Source organism: Achromobacter pulmonis, assembly GCF_902859765.1.
Classification (GTDB): Bacteria; Pseudomonadota; Gammaproteobacteria; order Burkholderiales; family Burkholderiaceae_B; genus Achromobacter; species Achromobacter pulmonis.
On sequence record NZ_CADIJV010000001.1, the window covers coordinates 96,348 to 115,935 of the forward strand.

The following is a 19,588-nucleotide window of genomic DNA, read 5'->3' on the forward strand; positions in this document are numbered from 1 at the left end:
GATGGGGCGGGCGCCGCGGCGAGGCGCGGCGCCCGGCGGCGTCAAGGCGACAGGCGTTCGATCTTCCAGCCCTGGCCGTCGGCGACATAGCGCAGGCGGTCATGCAGGCGCGAGGGCCGGCCTTGCCAGAATTCCAGGGTGGTGGGCTTGAGGCGGTAGCCCCCCCAGTGCGGCGGGCGCGGCGGCTGGTCGCCGTAGCGGGCGCGGAATTCCTGCTCGCGGGCCTCCAGCTCGGCGCGGGTGATGGGCTGGCTCTGGCGCGAGGCCCAGGCGCCGATGCGCGAACCGGCCGGGCGGCTGTGGTAATAGGCGTCCGATTCCTCGGCCGACACTTTCTCCACCACACCCTCGATGCGCACCTGGCGCTCAAGCGGTTGCCAGAAGAACAGCAGGCAGGCGCGCGGCTCGGCCAGCAGGTCGGTGCCCTTGCGCGACTCGTAATTGGTGAAGAACGTGAAACCGTGCTCGTCGAAGCCCTTGACCAGGACGATGCGGGCGCTGGGCTGGCCAGCGGCGTCGACGGTGGCCAGGGTCATGGCGTTGGGCTCGGGCACCTTGGCGGCCAGGGCTTCGTCGAACCAGCGGGTGAACTGCTCGAACGGGGACGCGGCCGCCTCGCCTTCCAGCAGCACATTCTTTTCGTAGCTTTGACGCAGATCGGAGACAGACATGGGGCGTGTGTTTCAGCGTTGATGACAAGCAGTTTATACCGCCGCAGATACGCTCCCCTTATTGACCCCGCGCAGGGCCCGGGGAAGTTTTTGCGCCGGAAGGGCGCCGGGGACGTGTCAGGCGCCCTCGGGCAGGCCGTGGCCGTCCTGTTCCAGGCGCCGGGCGATAGTGTCGAGCCGGGCATCGTGGATGCCGGCGGCGCGCAGCGCCTGGGCGGTCTGCACCACGTATTCGGTGCAGGGGCCATAGCGGCCGGCGGCACGGCGCACGATGGCCAGCAGTTCGGCCTCGGGCAGCGCGCGGATATAGGCGGGGTTGTCGCGGTTCATGATGAACACCAGCGCGCGCACCGTGCCGGCGTCCGTGTTGCAGTTGATCCAGCGCGGCAGATAGGCCCCGGTCGACATCTCGCGCTCCCACAGCGCCGGGAAGTAGGCCGGCACCTGGCGGCCCGCCAGGCGGTAGACCACGCCGCGGCAGGAACCGCCGCGGTCCAGGCCGAACACCAGTCCGGGGCATTCCGGCGTGCCGCGGTTGACCCGTGACCACAGGCACAGCGCGCGGTGATGGCCGCGCAGGGTGGCCAGCCGGCGTTCCTCGAAGTCGAAGTCGGGACGCCAGATCAGTGATCCGTACCCATATACCCACACGTCCTCGCCGTCGCGCCAATGTTGCAGGGCGGCCTGCAGGGAGGCTTGCCGCTCTTCGGGGGTCCAGAGGCGGAAAGGCAGGCTGGCGCCGGCCACGGGGGGAGAGGACTGCATGTTCACGACGACGGTTTCCGGTCAGACTCGAGCGGGGGGTTGCGATTGGCCCAGCCACCGGCCATCAAGGCCACGGAATAGGCCCAGAACAGCGGGGCAACGCCGATGACCGCACCGAGCGCGCCGAAGGTCAGCGGCAGGGACACCTGGGATCCGTTGATCAGCGCCATCCGCAGCCCGACGGCTTCGGCGGCGCGGCCCGGCGGCGAATGCTGGTGCAGCAATGAAAGCATACTCGGTTGGCAGCACCCCAGCGCAAGCCCAAGGATGAATGACAGCACGATCAGGATGCCAACGTCGGTGAAAAGCGGGTAAAGCATGAAATCGATGGCGGCGGTGGCCATGGCCGTCCGTACCAGGGTCCACGACCGCACTCGGCGCTGGATAAGCGGCAATACGAGGCGGATGACGAACGTTGCCCCCGCGAAGGACGCAAGAATGACGCCGATGGTGGTGGCCGACAGGCCGATGGCAACGCCAAAGATCGGCACCACGAACAGATGCGTGTCCCAGGCGCCCGACAGGATGGTATTGACCATCAGGATGCGGCGCAGCGCCGGCACCGCCAACAGCTCGGTCACGCGGCGGCGCTGCGCCTGCCTGGCGCCGGACAACTGCGAATCGACCGCCCTCAATTGGCGGCGCAACATGTACAAGCCGCCGGCGGACAGCAGCGGGCCCAGCGTCAGCAGGCCGAATGCCAGCCGCGTGCCCAGATGGTCGATCGCCAGGCCGGCAATCAGCGGCCCCGAGAAACCCGAGCCGGCCAGCGCCAGCGACATCAGCGAAAAATTGCGCAGGCGCTGGGTCGGTTCGGCATGACCCAGCAGATCCTGCGTGGCCACCTGGTGCAGCATGAAGCCGATGCCGATGCAGCAGGAGGCCACCAGCAGCGCGGACTGGGTCTGCGACAGAAACGGCAATGCCGTGCCGGTTGCCACCAGCGCGGTACCGATGACCAGTGGGCGCACGATGCCGACCCGGTCGACCCAGCGGCCGGCGCCCACCGAGAACAGCATCGGCAATACCGCGAATACCGCCACCAGCGTTCCGACCTTGAAGGTCGACAGGCCCATCTGCAGCGCCGTCAGGGACACCGTGATCCGTCCCCCCGTGAGCGCCACGTGGTTCAGCATGGCCAGCACGCACAACAACGCCGCCCCGGAAAACTCCGGGGCGGCGTTGTGAGTAGAGGGAGAGGGGGGCGGATTGGACACGGATGCGGCGTAACTGAGTCCATTCTGTGCCTATCGTCGGCCTATGTCGAGGCGCGCTTATTTTGCGTCGCCGCAATCCATGATGAGCCGGGGCGAGCGGATAGGCTGCATCTATGGCCCTTCTACGGCAAGGATGCCGCAAGATGGCATCACGTTGCGGACAGGGTTGCGCAAAATGGAAACGCTAATGCGCCGCAACAGATGTATCGTTCATGCAACGGAACAATTCTCCTGGTCGCGCGACCCAATGGGGGCTTTACCGTTTTTCACCCTTTCGGCACAGATAGCCATGCTTTGACGGCACTCGCCGTTTAGCATGAGCGGTCAGTATGGGTACGCATGACTCCGCCGATCCGCGTCGACGCATTCGGGAGGCGGAGAGTGCCTCCGCCGCCTTCTCCTGACTGGTTCAATGAAAAAACCTCGCAGCAAAGTCCAGCGTTACAGCCTGATCGCCGTTGTTCTTCTGGTCATCGTCTTTGGCGTCCGGGCCGCGTTTTTCTCGTCGCCGCCACCGCCCACCTTCGCCGTGGCCGAGGTCGTGCGCGGCAACCTCGAAGACAGTGTGCTGGCCAGCGGCACCATGGATGCCATCGAGCGCGTCAGCGTCGGCGCGCAGGCCTCCGGCCAGTTGAAATCGCTGAAGGTGGCGCTGGGCGACCGGGTGAAAAAAGGGCAACTGGTCGCCGAAATCGATGACCTGACCCAGCAGAACGACCTGCGCAACGCCCAGGCCGCGCTGCAGACCCGCCGCGCCGAGCGCGCCGCCAAGGTGGCGACCCTGAAGCAGGCCGAGCTGGCCTTCCGCCGCCAGCGCCAGATGCTGGCGGCCGACGCCAGTTCGCGCGAGAACTATGAGGCGGCCGAGGCCACGCTGGGCGTGACGCGCGCCGACATCGCCGCGCTCGACGCCCAGATCGTCCAGGCCGAGATCGAGGTCGACAAGGCCAAGGTCAACCTGGGCTACACCCGCATCGTCTCCCCCATCGATGGCGTGGTGGTGGCGGTGGTGACCAAGGAAGGCCAGACCGTCAACGCGATCCAGAGCGCGCCCACCATCATCAAGGTGGCCCAGGTGGCCACCATGACCATCAAGGCGCAGATCTCCGAGGCCGACGTGACCCGCGTCAAGCCGGGCCTGCCGGTGTACTTCACCATCCTGGGCGAGCCCGATCACCGCTACCACGCTACGCTGCGCGCGGTCGAGCCGGCGCCGGACTCGATCCAGAAGGACGACGCCACCTCGTCGCTGACCTCGTCCAGCGCCAATTCCACCAGCGCGGCGGTCTATTACAACGGCTTGTTCGACGTGCCCAACCCCGACGAGAAGCTGCGCATTTCCATGACCGCGCAGGTCTCCATCGTGCTGGGCGAGGCGCGCGACGCCGTGGTGGTGCCCGCCTCGGCCCTGGGCAAGCGCGGCGCGGACGGCCGCTACGAAGTGCGGGTGGTGGGCAAGGACAACCAGACCGAGACCCGCCTGGTCAGGATCGGCATGAACAACAACGTGCAGGCGCAAGTGCTGGATGGCCTGGCGGTGGGCGAGCGGGTGGTGTCGGCCGACGCCGCGCCAGCGGCGGCGGGACGCTGACATGGCTGCACCGTTGATTTCGCTGTCCGGGGTCCGGCGCGAATTCCCCGCGGGCGAGCAGACCATCGCCGTCCTCAAGGACATCGACCTGACCATCGAGGCCGGGGAAATGGTGGCCATCGTCGGCGCGTCCGGGTCGGGCAAGTCGACCCTGATGAACATCCTGGGCTGCCTGGACCGCGCCACCAGCGGCGACTACCGCGTCAGCGGGCGCAGCACCGGCGAACTGGATCCGGACGAGCTGGCCGAACTGCGCCGCGAGCATTTCGGCTTCATCTTCCAGCGCTACCACCTGCTGTCCGACCTGACGGCGCAGGGCAACGTCGAGGTGCCGGCCGTCTATGCCGGCAAGCGCCGCGAGGCGCGGCTGGCGCGCGCCGCCGAATTGCTCGAACGCCTGGGGCTGGGCGAGCGCACCGGCCACCGTCCTGGCCAGTTGTCCGGCGGCCAGCAGCAGCGCGTGAGCATTGCCCGCGCGCTGATGAACGGCGGCGACATCATCCTGGCCGACGAGCCGACCGGCGCGCTGGACACGCATACCGGCCAGGAAGTGCTGCGCATCCTCGAAGAGCTGAACGCCGCCGGCCACACCATCATCCTGGTCACCCACGACATGAACGTGGCGCGCCACGCGCAGCGCATCATCGAGATCAGCGACGGCGAGATCGTCGCCGACCAGCGCAATCCCGACGCGCCGCGCATCGAGGCGGCGCGCGAAGCAGCCGCGCCGCTGCCGCCGCGCCCGGCCTGGCAGGCCTACCTGGACCGCTGTGGCGAGGCGCTGCGCATGGCGCTGCTGGCCATGAACGCGCACCGCCTGCGCACCTCGCTGACCATGCTGGGCATCATCATCGGCATTGCCGCGGTGGTGTCGGTGGTGGCGCTGGGCGAGGGCTCGCGCCAGAAGATCCTGGAAGATATCAGCGAGATCGGCACCAACACCGTCGAGGTGTTCCCGGGCAAGGACTTCGGCGACGAAAAGGCCATGACCATCCGCACCCTGGTGCCGGCCGATGCCGAGGCCCTGTCACGCGAGTCCTACGTGGACAGCGTCACGCCCGAGGTTTCCACCAGCAACACGCTGCGCTATCGCAATGTGGCGGTGAACGGCTCGATCCAGGGCGTGGGCGAGCAGTACTTCCGCGTGCGCGCGGTCAAGCTGGCGCAGGGCAAGTTCTTCGATGCCACCAGCGTGGCGCGGCGCGCCCAGGAAGTGGTGATCGACGAGAGCACCCGCAAGACCTTGTTCGGTTCGCACACCGACCCGATCGGGCAGGTCGTGTTCCTGGGGTCGATGCCGGCGCGGGTGATCGGCGTCACGAAAAAGAACGACACCGTGTTCGGCAACAACGAAACCCTGAATGTGTGGATTCCTTACACCACGGCGCTGTCGCGCGTGCTGGGACAGCAGCATCTGAAAAGCATCACCGTGCGCGTCAACGACGCCGCGCCGCCAGCGGCCGCCGAACAGGCCATCACCAAGGTGCTGCTGCGCCGCCACGTGGTGAAGGATTTCTTCGTGTTCAACACCGATGCGATCCGCAAGACCATCGAGCGCACCACGGCCACCATGACGCTGCTGGTGTCGCTGATCGCGCTGATCTCGCTGATGGTCGGCGGCATCGGCGTCATGAACATCATGCTGGTGTCGGTGACCGAGCGTACCCGCGAGATCGGCGTGCGCATGGCGGTGGGCGCGCGTCGCAGCGACATCATGCAGCAGTTCCTGATCGAAGCCGTGCTGGTCTGCCTGATCGGCGGCGCCGTGGGCATCGCGCTGTCGCTGGGGCTGGGCGTGCTGGTGTCCAAGGCTACCGGCGGTTCGTTCCGCATGATCTATTCGACCGCGTCGATGGTGGCGGCCTTCACCTGCTCGACACTGATCGGCGTGCTGTTCGGCTATTTACCGGCGCGCAACGCGGCGCGCCTGGACCCCGTCGAGGCCCTGGCCCGGGAATGAGGAAGATGAAAGTGGTTTCCCTGATCCGCAAACCCGCCGCAGTGGCCCTGACGCTGGCCCTGGCCGGCTGTGGCGGTCTGCTAAAAAGCGAATACCGCGCGCCCGCGACGCAGGCGCCGCCCGCCTGGACCCATGGCGCCGCTGCGGCCCCCGCCAGCGCGCTGGCCACCGGCGGCGCCTGGTGGCGCAATTTCAACGACCCGGTGCTGAACGGCCTGGTCGACGGCGCGCTGGCGCGCAACAACGACCTGGCCGCCGCCGCCATCCGCGTGCGCCGCGCGCAACTGCAGGCCGGCTTGGCGCAGGACCAGCTGATCCCGCAACTGTCCGGCACCGGCAACGTGACGCGCGCCCGCAACCTGCGCGGCGAACGCGAAATCACCCGCACCAACAGCGCCGAACTGTCGATCGGCTACGAGGTCGACCTGTGGGGCAAGCTCTCGCGCCAGCTCGATGCCGCCGAATGGGAGGCATTGGCCAGCGAGCAGGACCGCCAGAGTTCGGCGCTGTCGCTGGTGGGCACCACGGCCACGCTGTACTGGCAGACCGCCTTCATCAACCAGCGCATCGCCAGCAGCCTGGAGAGCATCGCCTACGCCCGCAAGACGCAGGACCTGGTGCGCGCGCAGTACGCCGCCGGCGGCGCCTCGGCGCTGGAGCTGGCCGAGGCCGAGCAGACCGTGGCGAGCCAGCAGGCGGCGCACGCGCTGCTGGTGCAGCAGCGCGTGGAATACGTGAACGCCCTGGCGATCCTGTTCGACGGCCCGCCCGACCGTACCATGGCCGACCCGCAACGCCTGCCGCAATACCCGCTGCCGCAGGCGCGCGAAGGCGTGCCGGCCGAACTGCTGGGTCGTCGCCCGGATCTGCGCGCCGCCGAGTTGCGGCTGCGCGAATCGCTGTCCAACATCGACGCGGCGCGCGCCAGCTTCTATCCGACGCTGAACCTGACAGGCGCGCTGGGCAGCTCCAGTCCGACGCTGTCGAATGTGCTGCAGAACCCCGTGGGATCGTTGGCGGGAGCGCTGACGCTGCCATTCCTGCAATGGAACCGCCTGAGCCTGAACCTGCGCGTGTCGCAGGCCGATTTCGACGAGCGGGTCGTGAGCTTCCGCCAAGCCCTGTACCAGGCGATGGCGGACGTGGAGAACGCCTTGTCCAATCGTACCCAGTTGCGCCTGCAGGCCGAGCAACTGGACGCGTCCCTGAAGGCGGCGCGCGAGGCCGAGCGCCTGTACGAGGTACGCTACCGGGCCGGCTCGGTCTCGTTGCGGTTCTGGCTGGACGCGCAGGAAAAGCGGCGCGCGGCCGAGATCGCGCGGGACGAGAACGCCCTGAACCGCCTGATCAACCAGGTGAAGGTCTATCAGGCGCTGGGCGGCGACGATGCCGTGCCGACGCGGAACGATTCCGTCGGTGTGAATGCACGCTGATCCTTCCGCCCCGGCCACGCGCGGCGCAAGACCCCCCTCCGCGCCCATATAAAATACCCCCATGATCCCCCCAGAAGAAAAAGCCGACATCGCCCGCCGCTTCGGCAGCCTGTCCCGCCTCTATGGCCCCGACGCTCCCGCCCGCCTGCAAGGCGCCCACATCGCCGTCGCCGGCCTGGGTGGCGTTGGCTCCTGGACCGTCGAAGCCCTGGCCCGTTGCGGCGTCGGCGCCCTGACGCTGATCGACCTGGACCACATCGCCGAATCCAACGTCAACCGGCAGATCCATGCCCTGACGCAAACCCTGGGGCAATCCAAGGTGGATGCCATGGCCGAGCGCGTCTTGGCCATCAATCCCGAGTGCCGCCTGACACGCGTCGATGATTTCGTATCGCCGGAGAACGTCGGGCAAGTGCTGCCCGGTCCCTACCACGCCATCATCGACTGCACCGATCAGGCCACCGCCAAGATCGCCATGATCCTGCATGCGCGGGCGCTGGGGATACCGATGCTGCTGTGTGGCGGCGCCGGCGGCAAGACCGATCCGCTGGCGTTGCGCGCCGGCGACTTGTCGGCCGCCGTCAACGACGCCTTGCTGTCCAAGCTGCGCAACAAGCTGCGGCGCGAGCATGGGTTTCCGCGGGCGTCCGACAAGAACGGCAAGGCGCTCAAGCGCGTGCCGAAGATGGGGATTCATGCCCTGTGGTTCGATCAGCCCGCCATCCTGCCCGATGAATGGACGCGGCAGGCCGAGGCCGAGGACGATATGGGTGCCTCGGCGCAGGCCGTGGCGCCGCAGGGGTTGTCCTGCGCCGGCTATGGCTCGGTGGTCACCGTGACCGCCGCCATGGGCATGGCGGCCGCCAACGAGGCCTTGCGGCTGGCGCTGTAAGGCGGGGACTGGCGCCGCCCGGTTCGGAATGGCGGGCCGCCGCGCCGCGCTTGCGGCGCCGCGCCATGCTCACAGCGCTACGAACACCACGCCGTCCTCGATCCTGACCGGATAGGTGGCCAGGTTGTCGCGCAGCGGCGAACAGAGCGCGCGGCCGTCGCGCACGTCGAAGCGGCCCTGGTGCAGCGGGCACTCGATCTCGTGGCCCGTCAGGAAACCGTCGCACAGGCGCGCATTGCCGTGCGTACAGAGGTTGTCGGTGGCGTAGACGTTGCCTTCCACGCCGTACAGCGCGATCTCGCGATCGCCCGCCTGCACGGCGATCACGTCCTCGTCCGGCACGTCGGCCAACGCGATGGCCTTGATCCAATTCGTAGTCATGTCCTGGTGTCCTGGTCAGATGGGGTAGATCAGCGAATTCGGGATCAGCTCGCTGTCGAAGATGCACAGGCGCGACGCGAACTTCAGTCCGTCGGGCGTCTGCCGGATCACGTCCAGGTAGCGGCCGACGTTGTAGACCGTGGTCAGCTGGTTCGGCTTGGTGCGGAACACCGCGTAGTTGGCTTCCGATTCGATCCGGTCGCCCTGCACCGACAGCACGCGCGGCGCGCCGACCACGTGGCGCTGGTAGTAGGGGTCGTGGAAGATGGTGTCGGTGGCGCCGTAGATGCGGTCCTTGAGCATGCCGCGGCTCTCGAACGACATGGTCGCCAGCGGGTAGCCGCGCTCGTGGTTCTCGCGCGGCAGCACCTTGTAGACACAGTCCTCCAGGAAGAACTCGGGCCATTGCTCCCACTGTTCGGCGTCGAGCGCGGCGGCGTAGTCGGTGTACAGCCGGGTCAGTTGGTAGTACAGGGGAAAGTCCAGCATCCTTACGCCTCCGCTTCCATCACGCGGCGCCAATAGGCGTACATGCCGCGGATCAGGGTTTCGGTCACCATGTGGTCGGTGTTCTCGGCGGTCTTGCCGCCCAGCTCGGCCACGCTGCGGTGCCAGGGCTTCTGCGCGAAGCCGGATTGCGAGAACTCGATGACTTCGCCGTCGTCGGCCGACACGAAGCCGGCGGGGCCGAACAGGTTGGCCTGGCGCAGGCGGCGCTGCGTCATCTCGGGCGTGTCGTCGGCAAAGCCGAAGTGCGTCCAGACAAAGTCGAAGGCGTCGTGGCCCACCGGCTGGATGTGGCGCGTCGACAGCGAATTGACCTGCTGCTGGATGATCACGCTGGGGAACAGCGTCATCAGCACGGCGGTCGGGCCGTTCCACCAGGGCTCCGGCACGATGTCGAGAAAGCGGTCGTCGTTCAGCGTCATCTGCTCCTTGAAGCTGGACACGCCGCTGGTGACGCTGCCCTTGCCGCCCTGGCCGCGGGTCGAGATCATGGCGGCGTGGCGGAAGTGGCGGTCCATCTTCAGCTCCGAGCGATTGTCCGCGCGCCACAGTCCGAAGGTGACGAACCAGGTGTGCAGCAGGCCCGGGTGGTACGGGTCCTTGATGTTCTCCTGCATCAGCTTCCAGTTGCCGGGAATGCGCTGGCGGCTGTAGCCGTGGATCACCAGTTGGCGGCCATCGAAGACCCGGTCGAAGTAGTGCAGGATGTCCGGGCCCAGGTAGTCCTCCAGCGGCTCAACCTCATGGTCGAACGAGGCGAACACCACGCCGTTGCGGCAGGCCACGGCCAGCTTGGTCAGGCCGTGTTCCTCGGGTTTGAAGTCGGGCGGCATACCGCCGTTGACGCGGCCGTCCTGCTTGACGCCGCGGCGGAACGGCACGCCGATCAGATTGCCCTGCAGGTCGTAATTCCATTGGTGGTAGGGGCAGACGAATTCGCTGCGGTTGCCGGACCGTTCGCGGCAGAACTGCACGCCGCGGTGGGCGCAGACGTTCTCCACCACGCGCACCTGGCCGTCGTTGTCGCGCAGCAGGATGACCGAACGCTCGCCCACGGCGGTGCGCTTGAAGTCGCCGGGGTTGGGGATTTCCGCTTCCAGGCCGACGTAGCTCCAGTGGCCGCGATAGAAGAAGCGCGCCAGCTCGCGCTGGTGCAGGGCGGCGTCGGTGTAGACGCCGAAGGGAATGCGGTGGCTGCCGTCGCCCTGCCAGGGCGGCACGAACGACAGCGGCTGTTCGGGGGCGTTCATCGGCGGCCTCCGGCGAGGCGGCCGCGCCGACAGGGCGGGGCGGGGGGATGGCGCATGGTTGTCTCCTTCATCCATCGGGGCCCGCGCGGCATGGGCGCAGGCGTTTGTTGCATCATCGGCCAGGGTGTGAAATAAATAAATAGAATCTGGATGATGACAACAATCACCAAAATGAATATTGGTGGAGACAAGCATGAACCTGCAAGACATGGACCTGAACCTGCTGGTCGTGTTCAACGCGTTGTGCAAGCACGGCCGGGTGTCGGCGGTGGCGCAGAACCTGGGCATCTCGCAGCCCGGGGTCAGCAACGCGCTGGGGCGGCTGCGCAAGCTGCTGGGCGACGAGCTGTTCCTGCGCACCTCGCGCGGCATGGTGCCCACGCCGTATGCCGAGGCGCTGGCGCAACCCATCGCCGACGCGCTGGCAGCGCTGCACGGTACGCTCAACGCCCGCGCCAGCTTCGATCCGGCGCGCAGCGAGCGGGCCTTCGTCATCGGCGTCAACGACGTCGGTGAAACCTATTTCCTGCCGCGCCTGATGCGGGCCCTGGACGGCGCCGCGCCCGGCGTCACCATCCGCACCGTGCGCACCACCTCGATCGACGTGAAGGACGAGATGGAGCGCGGCCGCATCGATCTGGCGATGGGGTTCCTGCCGGGCCTGAAGCACGGCTTCTTCCAGCGCCGGCTGTTCCGCCAGCCGTACGTGTGCATTTTCCGCGAGGACCACCCGCTGGCGCGCACCGGCGTGTCGGCGCGGCAGTTCCGCGCCGCCGAGCACGTCGCCATCGTGTCCGAGGGCACCGGCCACGGCGTGGTCGACCAGGTCATCGAGCAGGCCGGCATTCGCCGGCGCCTGCGCCTGACGGTGCCGCACTTCATGGCGGTGGGGCCGGTGCTGCAGGCCACCGACATGATCGCGGTGGTGCCGCGCCGCTTCGCCGATTGCGCCTGCAAGCCCTTCGGCCTGGCCACCGCGCCCTGTCCGGTGAAGATCCCGGAGTCCGTCATCAACGTGTTCTGGCATGCCCGTAACCACCGCGAGCCCGCCAACCAGTGGCTGCGGCAGGTGGTGGTGGAGCAGTTCGCGGATTAGCGGGACCCGCGCGCGAGGCGGGCGGCCGGTTCAGGCTTCGCGCAGGGTCACCGTGAACCAGCCGCGCAAGGCGTTGGACAGGCGGATCTCTTCAGCCGCATGCAGATCGGCCAGGGTCAGCACCCGTTCCTTGGCGTTGCCGGTGTCGAGCAGTTCGGCGCGCTGCACGCCGGGCAGACAGCCACTATCGACCGGCGGGGTGTACCACTCGCCATCCAGGCGCAGGTAGACGTTGCTGCGGCTGCCTTCGCACAGCTCGCCGCGTTCGTTCAGGTAGACCAGGTCGAAGATGTGCGGATGGGCCGGCAGCCATTCGATGGTCTTGGTGTACCAGGGCCGGTAGGTGGTCTTGTAGCGCAGCAGCGGTTCGGACGAGCGCAGCGCCTCGGGCGCCAGCATGATTTCCTGCACCGCCGGCAGCGGCGGCAGCACGGCGGTCTGGATGTGGCGGTTGCCATCGCGCGCGGCCAGCAGACGCAGGCGGTGCGCGCCAGGCGTGTTCAGGCTGAGGGCGGCGATCATGATGTCGCTTTCGACCGCGCCGCCGCCCCAGGCATAGCCCAGCGCCTTGCAGGAGTGCTCCAGACGGCGCAGGTGGCGCGCCAGCAGCGGCACGCGACGCTCGGCATCGACCAGGATGGTCTCGATCAGTTCGGGTTGCATGGGGGCTCCTGGGAAACGGCCGACGGTGGCGGGCGGGGCCGGGTTCTATCCTACCCCGCGGACGCGGATTGCGCACTCAGGCGCGCAGGATACGGGCCTTCCAGTGGCATTCCTGCCATTCCTCGGCCGGGTCGGAGTCATGCACGATGCCGCCGCCGACGCTGTAGACGCCATGCCCGGCCCGGTCCAGCACCAAGGTGCGGATGGCCACGTTGAGCGAGAAATCGCCGTCCGGGGCCAGCCAGCCGATGCTGCCGCAGTACAGGCCGCGCGGCGCGGTCTCCATCTGGCGGATGCGGCGCATGGCGGCGACCTTGGGCGCGCCGGTGATCGAGCCGCAGGGGAACAGCGCGCGCAGCACGTCTTCGAGCGTGGCGTCAGGCGCCCGCGCCGAGACGGTCGAGGTCATGGTCCAGACGGTGGGATAGCGTTCCAGCGCGAACAGCGCCTCGACCGTGACCGAGCCCGGTTCGGCCAGCCGGCCCAGGTCGTTGCGCAGCAGGTCGACGATCATCAGGTTCTCGGCGCGGTTTTTCTCGCTGGCCAGCAGCGCCTGGCCCAGGCGCTGGTCCTCGGCCGGATCGGGATGGCGGGGCGCCGTGCCCTTCATGGGGCGGGTGGTCAATCGCGCACCGCGGCGGGTCACGAACAGCTCGGGCGAGAACGACAGCACCGTGCGCGCGCCGTCCTCGATGTAGGCGCCGTGCGCCACAGGATTGCGGGCGGCGATGCGGCGGTATAGCGTGGTCGCGTCTCCCTGGTATTGCACGTCCAGCGGCTGGGTGTAGTTGACCTGGTACAGCTCGCCGGCGCCGATCAGGTCGCGGATGGCGTCGATCCGGCGCACATAGGCGGCTTCGGTCATGCGCGGCGCGGGAATGCTGAGCGCGCCTGGCGCGCTGTCGGCCGCCGGCGCGTCCCACGGGGCTTCGTCGAACTTGCGCTCGAATACCAGCGCCGTCAGGCGCGCCCGGCCGTCGTCATGCGGCGGCGTCCAGGGGCCGGCGGGCGCGGGCAGGGCGGCTTCCGGCAGCAGCCATTCGCCCAGCTCGTAATCCAGCAGCAGGGCAACCCAGTGCCCGCGTCGGCGCGCCGCGTCGATGGCGGCCAGGGCGGGGCCGACCTCGGCCGCCGCGCGCGCCTCGATGCGGGCGCAAAAACCGTCCAGCCGCAGCGCGCGGCCGGCCAGCCGGTCTTCAAAACGACAATGCATGACTCTCTTTTACTGTTGCGCCAGGAATTCCGTCAGGACGCGGCCGGTATGGGAGTGGTCGCGCAAGGTCATGACGTGTTCCGGCGAGCCCTGCGCCACCAGCTTGCCGCCGCCGGTGCCGCCTTCGGGGCCCAGGTCCAGCAGCCAGTCGGCTTCGGCGATGACGTCGAGATTATGTTCGATCACCACCACCGTGTTGCCGGCTTCCACCAGGCGATGCAGCACGTGGATCAGCTTTTCCACGTCGGCCATCGACAGGCCCACGGTCGGCTCATCCAGCACGTACAGCGTGTGCGGGATGCGCGAGGCGCGGCCGGTCTTGATCAGACCGTCGGTCAGGCGCGCCTTGGATAGCTCGGTCACCAGCTTGATGCGCTGCGCCTCGCCGCCGGACAGCGTTGGCGACGGCTGGCCCAGCGTCAGGTAGCCCAGGCCGACGTCCTGCATCAGTTGCAGCGGACGGTGGATCTTGGGATGGGCGGCGAAGTACTCGATGGCGTCATCGACTTCCATGGCCAGCAGTTCGCCGGCGTTCTTGCCGCGCATCTGCACGCTCAGCGTGTCGCTGTTGAAGCGCGCGCCGTTGCAGGCATCGCACGGCACCTTCACGTCCGGCAGGAAGTTCATTTCGATGGTGCGCATGCCCTGGCCTTCGCAGATCGGGCAGCGGCCGTCGCCGGTGTTGAACGAGAAGCGCGCCGCCGTCCAGCCGCGCATGCGCGCTTCGCGCGTGTCGGCGAACTGCTTGCGCACGTCGTCCCAGAAGCCGACGTAGGTGGCCGGGCACGAGCGCGGTGTCTTGCCGATCGGGGTCTGGTCCACTTCCAGCACGCGGTCGATCGCCTCCCAGCCGCGGATGCTCTCGCAGCCGGCCCAGCCGGGCGCCTTGCCCTGCGAAACGGCCTGCATCAGGTTGTCCAGCAGCACTTCGCGCGCCAGCGTCGATTTGCCGGAACCGGATACGCCGGTGACCACGCTCAGGCGGCCCACCGGGATCTTGGCGTCAACGCTGCGCAGGTTGTGCAGGCGCGCGCCCTTGATCTCGATCATCGGCGTGTCGGCCTCGACCGGGCGGCGGCCTTGCAACGGGTGTTGCAGCGGCTTGGCCAGGTAGCGGCCGGTGACGGATTCGGGCGCGTCGATCAGGTCCTGCGCGCTGCCCTGCGCCACCACGCGGCCGCCGCGGATGCCGGCGCCGGGGCCGATATCGATGATGTGCGAGGCGCGGCGGATGGTGTCGTCGTCATGCTCGACCACCACCAGCGTGTTGCCGTTGCCTTCCAGCCGCGCCAGTGCGTCCAGCAGGATGCGGTTGTCGCGCGGGTGCAGGCCGATGGTGGGCTCGTCCAGCACATAGCAGACGCCTTGCAGATTGGAGCCGAGCTGCGCCGCCAGGCGGATGCGCTGCGCCTCGCCGCCCGACAGGGTGGGGGCGGCGCGGTCCAGCGCCAGGTAGTTCAGGCCGACTTCCTGCATGAAGTTCAGGCGGCCGCGGATTTCGGTGAGGATGTCGCGGGCGATCTCGCCTTCGCGGCCGCGCGCCACCAGTCCGGTGAAGAAGGTATGCGCGTCCGATACCGGCAGCGCGGCCAGTTCGGCGATCGACTTGTCGCGCCAGCGCACCGCGCGGGCGACCCGGTTCAGACGCTGGCCGTCGCACTGCGTGCAGACCTTGGCCTCGCCTTCGTACCAGGCGTTCCAGGCGGTTTCCTCGCCGGTCTGCGCTTCGTCGAAGCCCTGCAATTGCAGGCCGGTGCCGAAGCAGCCGGTGCACCAGCCGTGCTTGGAGTTGTACGAGAACAGGCGCGGATCGGGCTCGGGGAAACTGGTGCCGCACGACGGGCAGGCGCGCTTGACCGAGAAATGCTGCTGCTGCAGTTCGCTGTTGAGCGCCTCGTGCAGCTTGTCCACCGGCCACACCACCGACATCACGCCCTGGCCGTTCTCCAGCGCGCTCTTGACCGCGGCGCGCAGGTCGGCCTCGTTGGCCGGGTCGACCACCACGTCGGCCACCGGCAGCTCGATGGTGTGTTCCTTGTAGCGGTCCAGGCGCGGCCACGGCGCCACGGGGATGAATTCGCCGTCGACCCGCAGGTGCGTATGGCCCTTGGAGCCGGCCCACTTGGCCAGGTCGGTGTAGTAGCCCTTGCGCGCGGTGACCAGCGGCGCCAGCAGGCCGATGTGCTCGCCTTTGCGTTCGCGTAGCAGGCGCGCCACGATCTGGTCGGTGTTCTGCGGCTCCACCGCGACGTTGCAGTCAGGGCAGTATTGCGTGCCCAGCTTCACGTACAGCAGGCGCAGGAAGTGATGGATCTCGGTCATCGTGGCCACGGTCGACTTGCGTCCGCCGCGGCTGGTGCGCTGCTCGATGGCCACGGTGGGCGGGATGCCGAAGATGGCGTCCACGTCGGGCTTGCCGGCCGGCTGCACGATGGCGCGGGCGTAGGCGTTGAGCGATTCGAGGTAGCGGCGCTGGCCTTCGTTGAACAGGATGTCGAAGGCCAGGGTCGATTTGCCCGAGCCGGACACGCCGGTGATCACCGTGAACTTGTCGCGCGGAATCTCGACGCTGACGTTCTTCAGGTTGTGCTCGCGCGCGTTGCGGATCTCGATCGCCAGGTTGTTGTCCTGGCGGCGCTTGCGCATGACCGATTGCAGCGGCGTGCCTTCGCCGGCGCCATAGCTGGCGGTGGGTTCGGCGACCAGGGCCGTCAGGCCGGCCTGCTCGGCTTCCTGCGCGTCGATGTCGCTGCTGACCACCACGTCGACCGGCAGGATGCTGACTTCGTAGTCGCGCAGCGCCGCGCCGGTGTGCGAGCCGGGGTTGGCCATCAGGTCCTGCGGCGTGCCGACGCCGATCACCAGGCCGCCGGCATCGCCGCCTTCGGGGCCCAGGTCGATCAGCCAGTCGGCCGCGCGGATCACGTCCAGGTTGTGTTCGATGACCAGCAGCGTGTGGCCCGCGGCCAGCAGCTTGCGGAAGGCGCGCATCAGGCGCGCCACGTCATCGAAGTGCAGGCCGGTGGTGGGCTCGTCAAACAGGAACAGGCTGCCCTTCTTGGCGACCTTGGCGGTGGAGATGCCGCTGCGCGCCGCTTCGGCCAGGTGGCCGGCCAGCTTCAGGCGCTGCGCCTCGCCGCCCGACAGCGTTGGCACCGGCTGGCCCAGCCGCACGTATTCCAGGCCGACATCGGCCAGCGGCGCCAGGCCGGTCTGCACGTCGCGCAGGCCCTTGAAGAACGTCAGCGCCTCGCTCACCGTCATTTCCAGCACCTCGTCGATCGAGGCGCTCTTGCCCAGGTGCTCGACGCGCACTTCCAGCACTTCGGGGCGGAAGCGCTTGCCGTCGCAATCGGGGCAACGCAGGTAGACGTCGGACAGGAACTGCATCTCGACGTGCTCGAAGCCGGTGCCGCCGCAGGTCGGGCAACGGCCGTCGCCGCCGTTGAAGCTGAAAGTGCCGGCGGTGTAGGCGCGTTCGCGCGCCAGCGGCGCCTGGGCGAACAGCTTGCGGATCGCGTCGAACGCGCCGACGTAGCTGGCCGGGTTGGAACGCGCGGTCTTGCCGATCGGGGTCTGGTCGACCATGACGACGTCGGCGATCTGCTCGGCGCCCAGCAGGCGCTCGAAGGCGCCCGGCGCTTCCGACGGCTTGCCCTTTTGCTTGAGCAGGGCCGGGTAGAGCACGTCCTGCACCAGGGTCGATTTGCCCGAGCCGGACACGCCCGTGACGCACACCAGCCGGCCCAGCGGCAGCTCGACCGAAACGTTCTTCAGGTTGTGCGCGCTGACGCCTTCGAGCAGCAGGCGCGGCGTGCTGGCCGCCACCGGCATGGGGCGCGGCGCTTCGACGCGCTGGCGTCCGCCGAGGTAGTCGCCGGTCAGCGTGCGGGCCGCGCGCAGTTGCGCCGGCGTGCCGTCGAACACGATCTGGCCGCCGCGTTCGCCGGGGCCGGGACCGATGTCGATGATGCGGTCGGCGGCCACCATGACCTGCGGGTCATGCTCGACCACCACCAGCGTGTTGCCGGCGCTGCGCAGGCGGTGCATGACCTCGACCACGCGGTGCATGTCGCGCGGGTGCAGGCCGATGGACGGCTCGTCCAGCACGAACAGCGTGTTCACCAGCGAGGTGCCGAGCGCGGTGGTCAGGTTGATGCGCTGCACTTCGCCGCCGGACAGCGTACGGCTCTGGCGGTCCAGCGTCAGGTAGCCCAGGCCGACGTCGCACAGGAACTTCAGGCGCGCGCGCACCTCGGTCATGAGCAGGTCGGTGGCGGCGTCGAGCGCGCCTTCGAACGACAGGGCGTCGAAGAACGCGCGCACCCGCTCGATCGGCAGCAGCATCACGTCGTGGATCGACAAGCCGTCCAGGTTGTCGAGCTGCTCGCGGCTCCAGTTGGCGCCGACCGGCATGAAGCGCTTGTAGCGGCCATCGTCGGGCGGCAGCACGGTGTCGGCCTCGGCCTTGGTGCCCAGGCGCCACAGCAGCGCGTCGGGCTTGAGGCGCGCGCCGTTGCAGGTGGGGCAGGGCGTGTAGCTGCGGTATTTGGACAGCAGCACGCGCACGTGCATCTTGTACGACTTGGTCTCGAGCCAGTCGAAGAAGCGTTGCACGCCGTACCACTGGTGTTTCCAGGCGTCGTTGCCGCCCTTCCAGTCGGGCGTGCCGTATAGCACCCAGCGCTTGTGTTCCTCGCTCATGCTCTTCCACGGCACCCCCAGCGGGATGCCGGCGCGCGGCGCGTATTTCTGCAGGTCGTCCTGGCATTCCTTGTACGACGGCGTGGTCCAGGGCTTGATGGCGCCTTCCAGCAGGGTCTTGTTCTCGTCGGGGATGACCAGGCCGAAGTCGATGCCGATCACGCGGCCGAAGCCGCGGCAGGCCTCGCAGGCGCCCAGCGGCGAGTTGAACGAGAAGCTGCTGGGCAACGGATCGGTGTACTCGATATCGCAGTCGGCGCAGTGCAGCCGGTCGCTGTACTTCCAGAGATGCGCGTCGGCGCCCTCGGCGTCCATGGCGTACACGGCCAGGTGCCCGGCGCCCATGCGCAGCGCGGTGTCCAGCGCTTCCATCACGCGTTCGCGCTCGGTGCCGGCGAAGCGGAAGCGGTCCTGGATGACATGCAGGATGCGGCGCGCCTCGGTGGCGGCCTTGGCCTTGCCCTTTTCCTTCTTGGCGCCCTTGGCCGGCGCGGCGGCGCGCGGCACGGCGGTTTCCTCGGTATGCACGCGGGTATAGCCCTGCTGCTCGAGGAAGCCGCGCACTTCGTCTTCGGTGAAGTTGGCGGGCACCGCGATGGGGAAGGTCACCACCAGGCGCGGGTCGCCGGCGGCGGCGGCGCGTTCGGCCAGCGAGCGGTAGATGGAGTCGGGCGTGTCGCGCTGCACCACCTTGCCGCAGCCGCGGCAGTGCAGGCGCGCGCCGCGCGCGAACAGCAGCTTGATGTGGTCATTGAGCTCGGTCATCGTGCCGACCGTGCTGCGCGAGCTGCGCACCGGGTTGGTCTGGTCGATGGCGATGGCCGGCAGGATGCCCTCGATACGGTCCACCTGGGGCTTGTCCATGCGGTCCAGGAACTGGCGCGCATAGGGCGAGAAGGTCTCCACGTAGCGGCGCTGGCCCTCGGCATAGAGGGTGTCGAAGGCCAGCGAACTTTTGCCGGACCCCGACACCCCGGTCACGACTACCAGTTCGCCGGTGGCGATGGTCAGGTCGAGGTTCTTGAGATTGTTCTGGCGGGCGCCAACGATGCGGATTTGGGAGCTCATGGACGGTATCGTAGCCTGAGGGAGGGCGGGGCCCCGGACGGCGGCCTGTGGCTGGTTCGGGGCGTGGCGATGTGGAATAATTGCCTATATCGTGAGGCATGTGTCCACAATGTGGGCAATCATGCGCGACGCTGCTATACAAATAAACAGTATCGCAGATTCGTCTGAATTTAGCGC

The 19,588-nt window shown here is 68.2% G+C and carries 14 protein-coding genes; 5 read left to right on the forward strand and 9 right to left on the reverse strand.

What is annotated here, in order from left to right; all coding sequences use genetic code 11:
• Nucleotides 1-41 precede the first annotated feature (41 nt).
• The 3 genes from pdxH to HV701_RS00420 form a co-directional block, all read right to left on the reverse strand.
• Nucleotides 42-671, reverse strand: a complete 630-nt coding sequence (gene pdxH / locus HV701_RS00410) for a pyridoxamine 5'-phosphate oxidase (RefSeq protein ID WP_175131181.1) — start codon at nt 669-671, stop codon at nt 42-44.
• 117 nt (nt 672-788) lie between these two features.
• Nucleotides 789-1,442, reverse strand: coding sequence for a gamma-glutamylcyclotransferase (locus HV701_RS00415; protein WP_419761586.1), 654 nt, complete (start codon nt 1,440-1,442; stop codon nt 789-791).
• Nucleotides 1,439-2,572, reverse strand: a complete 1,134-nt coding sequence (locus HV701_RS00420) for an MFS transporter (RefSeq protein ID WP_236756941.1) — start codon at nt 2,570-2,572, stop codon at nt 1,439-1,441. Before HV701_RS00420 ends, HV701_RS00415 begins: the two co-directional genes overlap by 4 nt.
• A gap of 493 nt (nt 2,573-3,065) precedes the next feature.
• Here HV701_RS00420 and HV701_RS00425 point away from each other — a divergent pair, with 493 nt between their 5' ends.
• The 4 genes from HV701_RS00425 to HV701_RS00440 all read left to right on the forward strand — a co-directional run bounded on the left by HV701_RS00425 (nt 3,066) and on the right by HV701_RS00440 (nt 8,529).
• On the forward strand, nt 3,066-4,244 hold the full coding sequence (locus HV701_RS00425) for an efflux RND transporter periplasmic adaptor subunit (protein ID WP_175131184.1): 1,179 nt from the start codon (nt 3,066-3,068) through the stop codon (nt 4,242-4,244).
• A gap of 1 nt (nt 4,245) precedes the next feature.
• Nucleotides 4,246-6,204 (forward strand): MacB family efflux pump subunit, encoded by a 1,959-nt coding sequence (locus HV701_RS00430; protein ID WP_175131185.1) that lies wholly within the window; start codon nt 4,246-4,248, stop codon nt 6,202-6,204.
• A gap of 5 nt (nt 6,205-6,209) precedes the next feature.
• Nucleotides 6,210-7,637 (forward strand): efflux transporter outer membrane subunit, encoded by a 1,428-nt coding sequence (locus tag HV701_RS00435; protein WP_175131186.1) that lies wholly within the window; start codon nt 6,210-6,212, stop codon nt 7,635-7,637.
• Nucleotides 7,638-7,698: 61 nt separating this feature from the next.
• Nucleotides 7,699-8,529 carry a tRNA threonylcarbamoyladenosine dehydratase gene (locus tag HV701_RS00440; RefSeq protein WP_175131187.1) on the forward strand — a complete coding sequence of 277 codons (831 nt, stop codon included), beginning with the start codon at nt 7,699-7,701 and terminating at the stop codon, nt 8,527-8,529.
• A gap of 69 nt (nt 8,530-8,598) precedes the next feature.
• Here HV701_RS00440 and HV701_RS00445 read toward each other — a convergent pair whose 3' ends face one another.
• From HV701_RS00445 to HV701_RS00455, 3 genes are read right to left on the reverse strand one after another with little or no spacing between them, the layout of a single operon-like run.
• Entirely contained in the window at nt 8,599-8,910 is a 312-nt protein-coding gene (locus tag HV701_RS00445) for a non-heme iron oxygenase ferredoxin subunit (protein ID WP_006393099.1), read from the reverse strand.
• Nucleotides 8,911-8,925: 15 nt separating this feature from the next.
• Entirely contained in the window at nt 8,926-9,399 is a 474-nt protein-coding gene (locus HV701_RS00450; protein WP_175131188.1) for an aromatic-ring-hydroxylating dioxygenase subunit beta, read from the reverse strand.
• Between the two features lie 2 nt (nt 9,400-9,401).
• On the reverse strand, nt 9,402-10,667 hold the full coding sequence (locus HV701_RS00455; protein WP_175131189.1) for an aromatic ring-hydroxylating dioxygenase subunit alpha: 1,266 nt from the start codon (nt 10,665-10,667) through the stop codon (nt 9,402-9,404).
• A 193-nt stretch (nt 10,668-10,860) separates the two neighbouring features.
• Here HV701_RS00455 and HV701_RS00460 point away from each other — a divergent pair, with 193 nt between their 5' ends.
• Entirely contained in the window at nt 10,861-11,763 is a 903-nt protein-coding gene (locus HV701_RS00460) for a LysR family transcriptional regulator (RefSeq protein WP_175131190.1), read from the forward strand.
• 30 nt (nt 11,764-11,793) lie between these two features.
• Here the strand turns inward: HV701_RS00460 and HV701_RS00465 are convergent, their stop codons facing one another.
• The 3 genes from HV701_RS00465 to uvrA all read right to left on the reverse strand — a co-directional run bounded on the left by HV701_RS00465 (nt 11,794) and on the right by uvrA (nt 19,411).
• Nucleotides 11,794-12,426, reverse strand: a complete 633-nt coding sequence (locus HV701_RS00465) for an aminotransferase class IV family protein (RefSeq protein WP_175131191.1) — start codon at nt 12,424-12,426, stop codon at nt 11,794-11,796.
• 76 nt (nt 12,427-12,502) lie between these two features.
• Nucleotides 12,503-13,639 carry an aminodeoxychorismate synthase component I gene (locus tag HV701_RS00470; protein ID WP_175131192.1) on the reverse strand — a complete coding sequence of 379 codons (1,137 nt, stop codon included), beginning with the start codon at nt 13,637-13,639 and terminating at the stop codon, nt 12,503-12,505.
• Nucleotides 13,640-13,648: 9 nt separating this feature from the next.
• Entirely contained in the window at nt 13,649-19,411 is a 5,763-nt protein-coding gene (gene uvrA, locus HV701_RS00475; protein WP_175131193.1) for an excinuclease ABC subunit UvrA, read from the reverse strand.
• Nucleotides 19,412-19,588 lie beyond the last annotated feature (177 nt).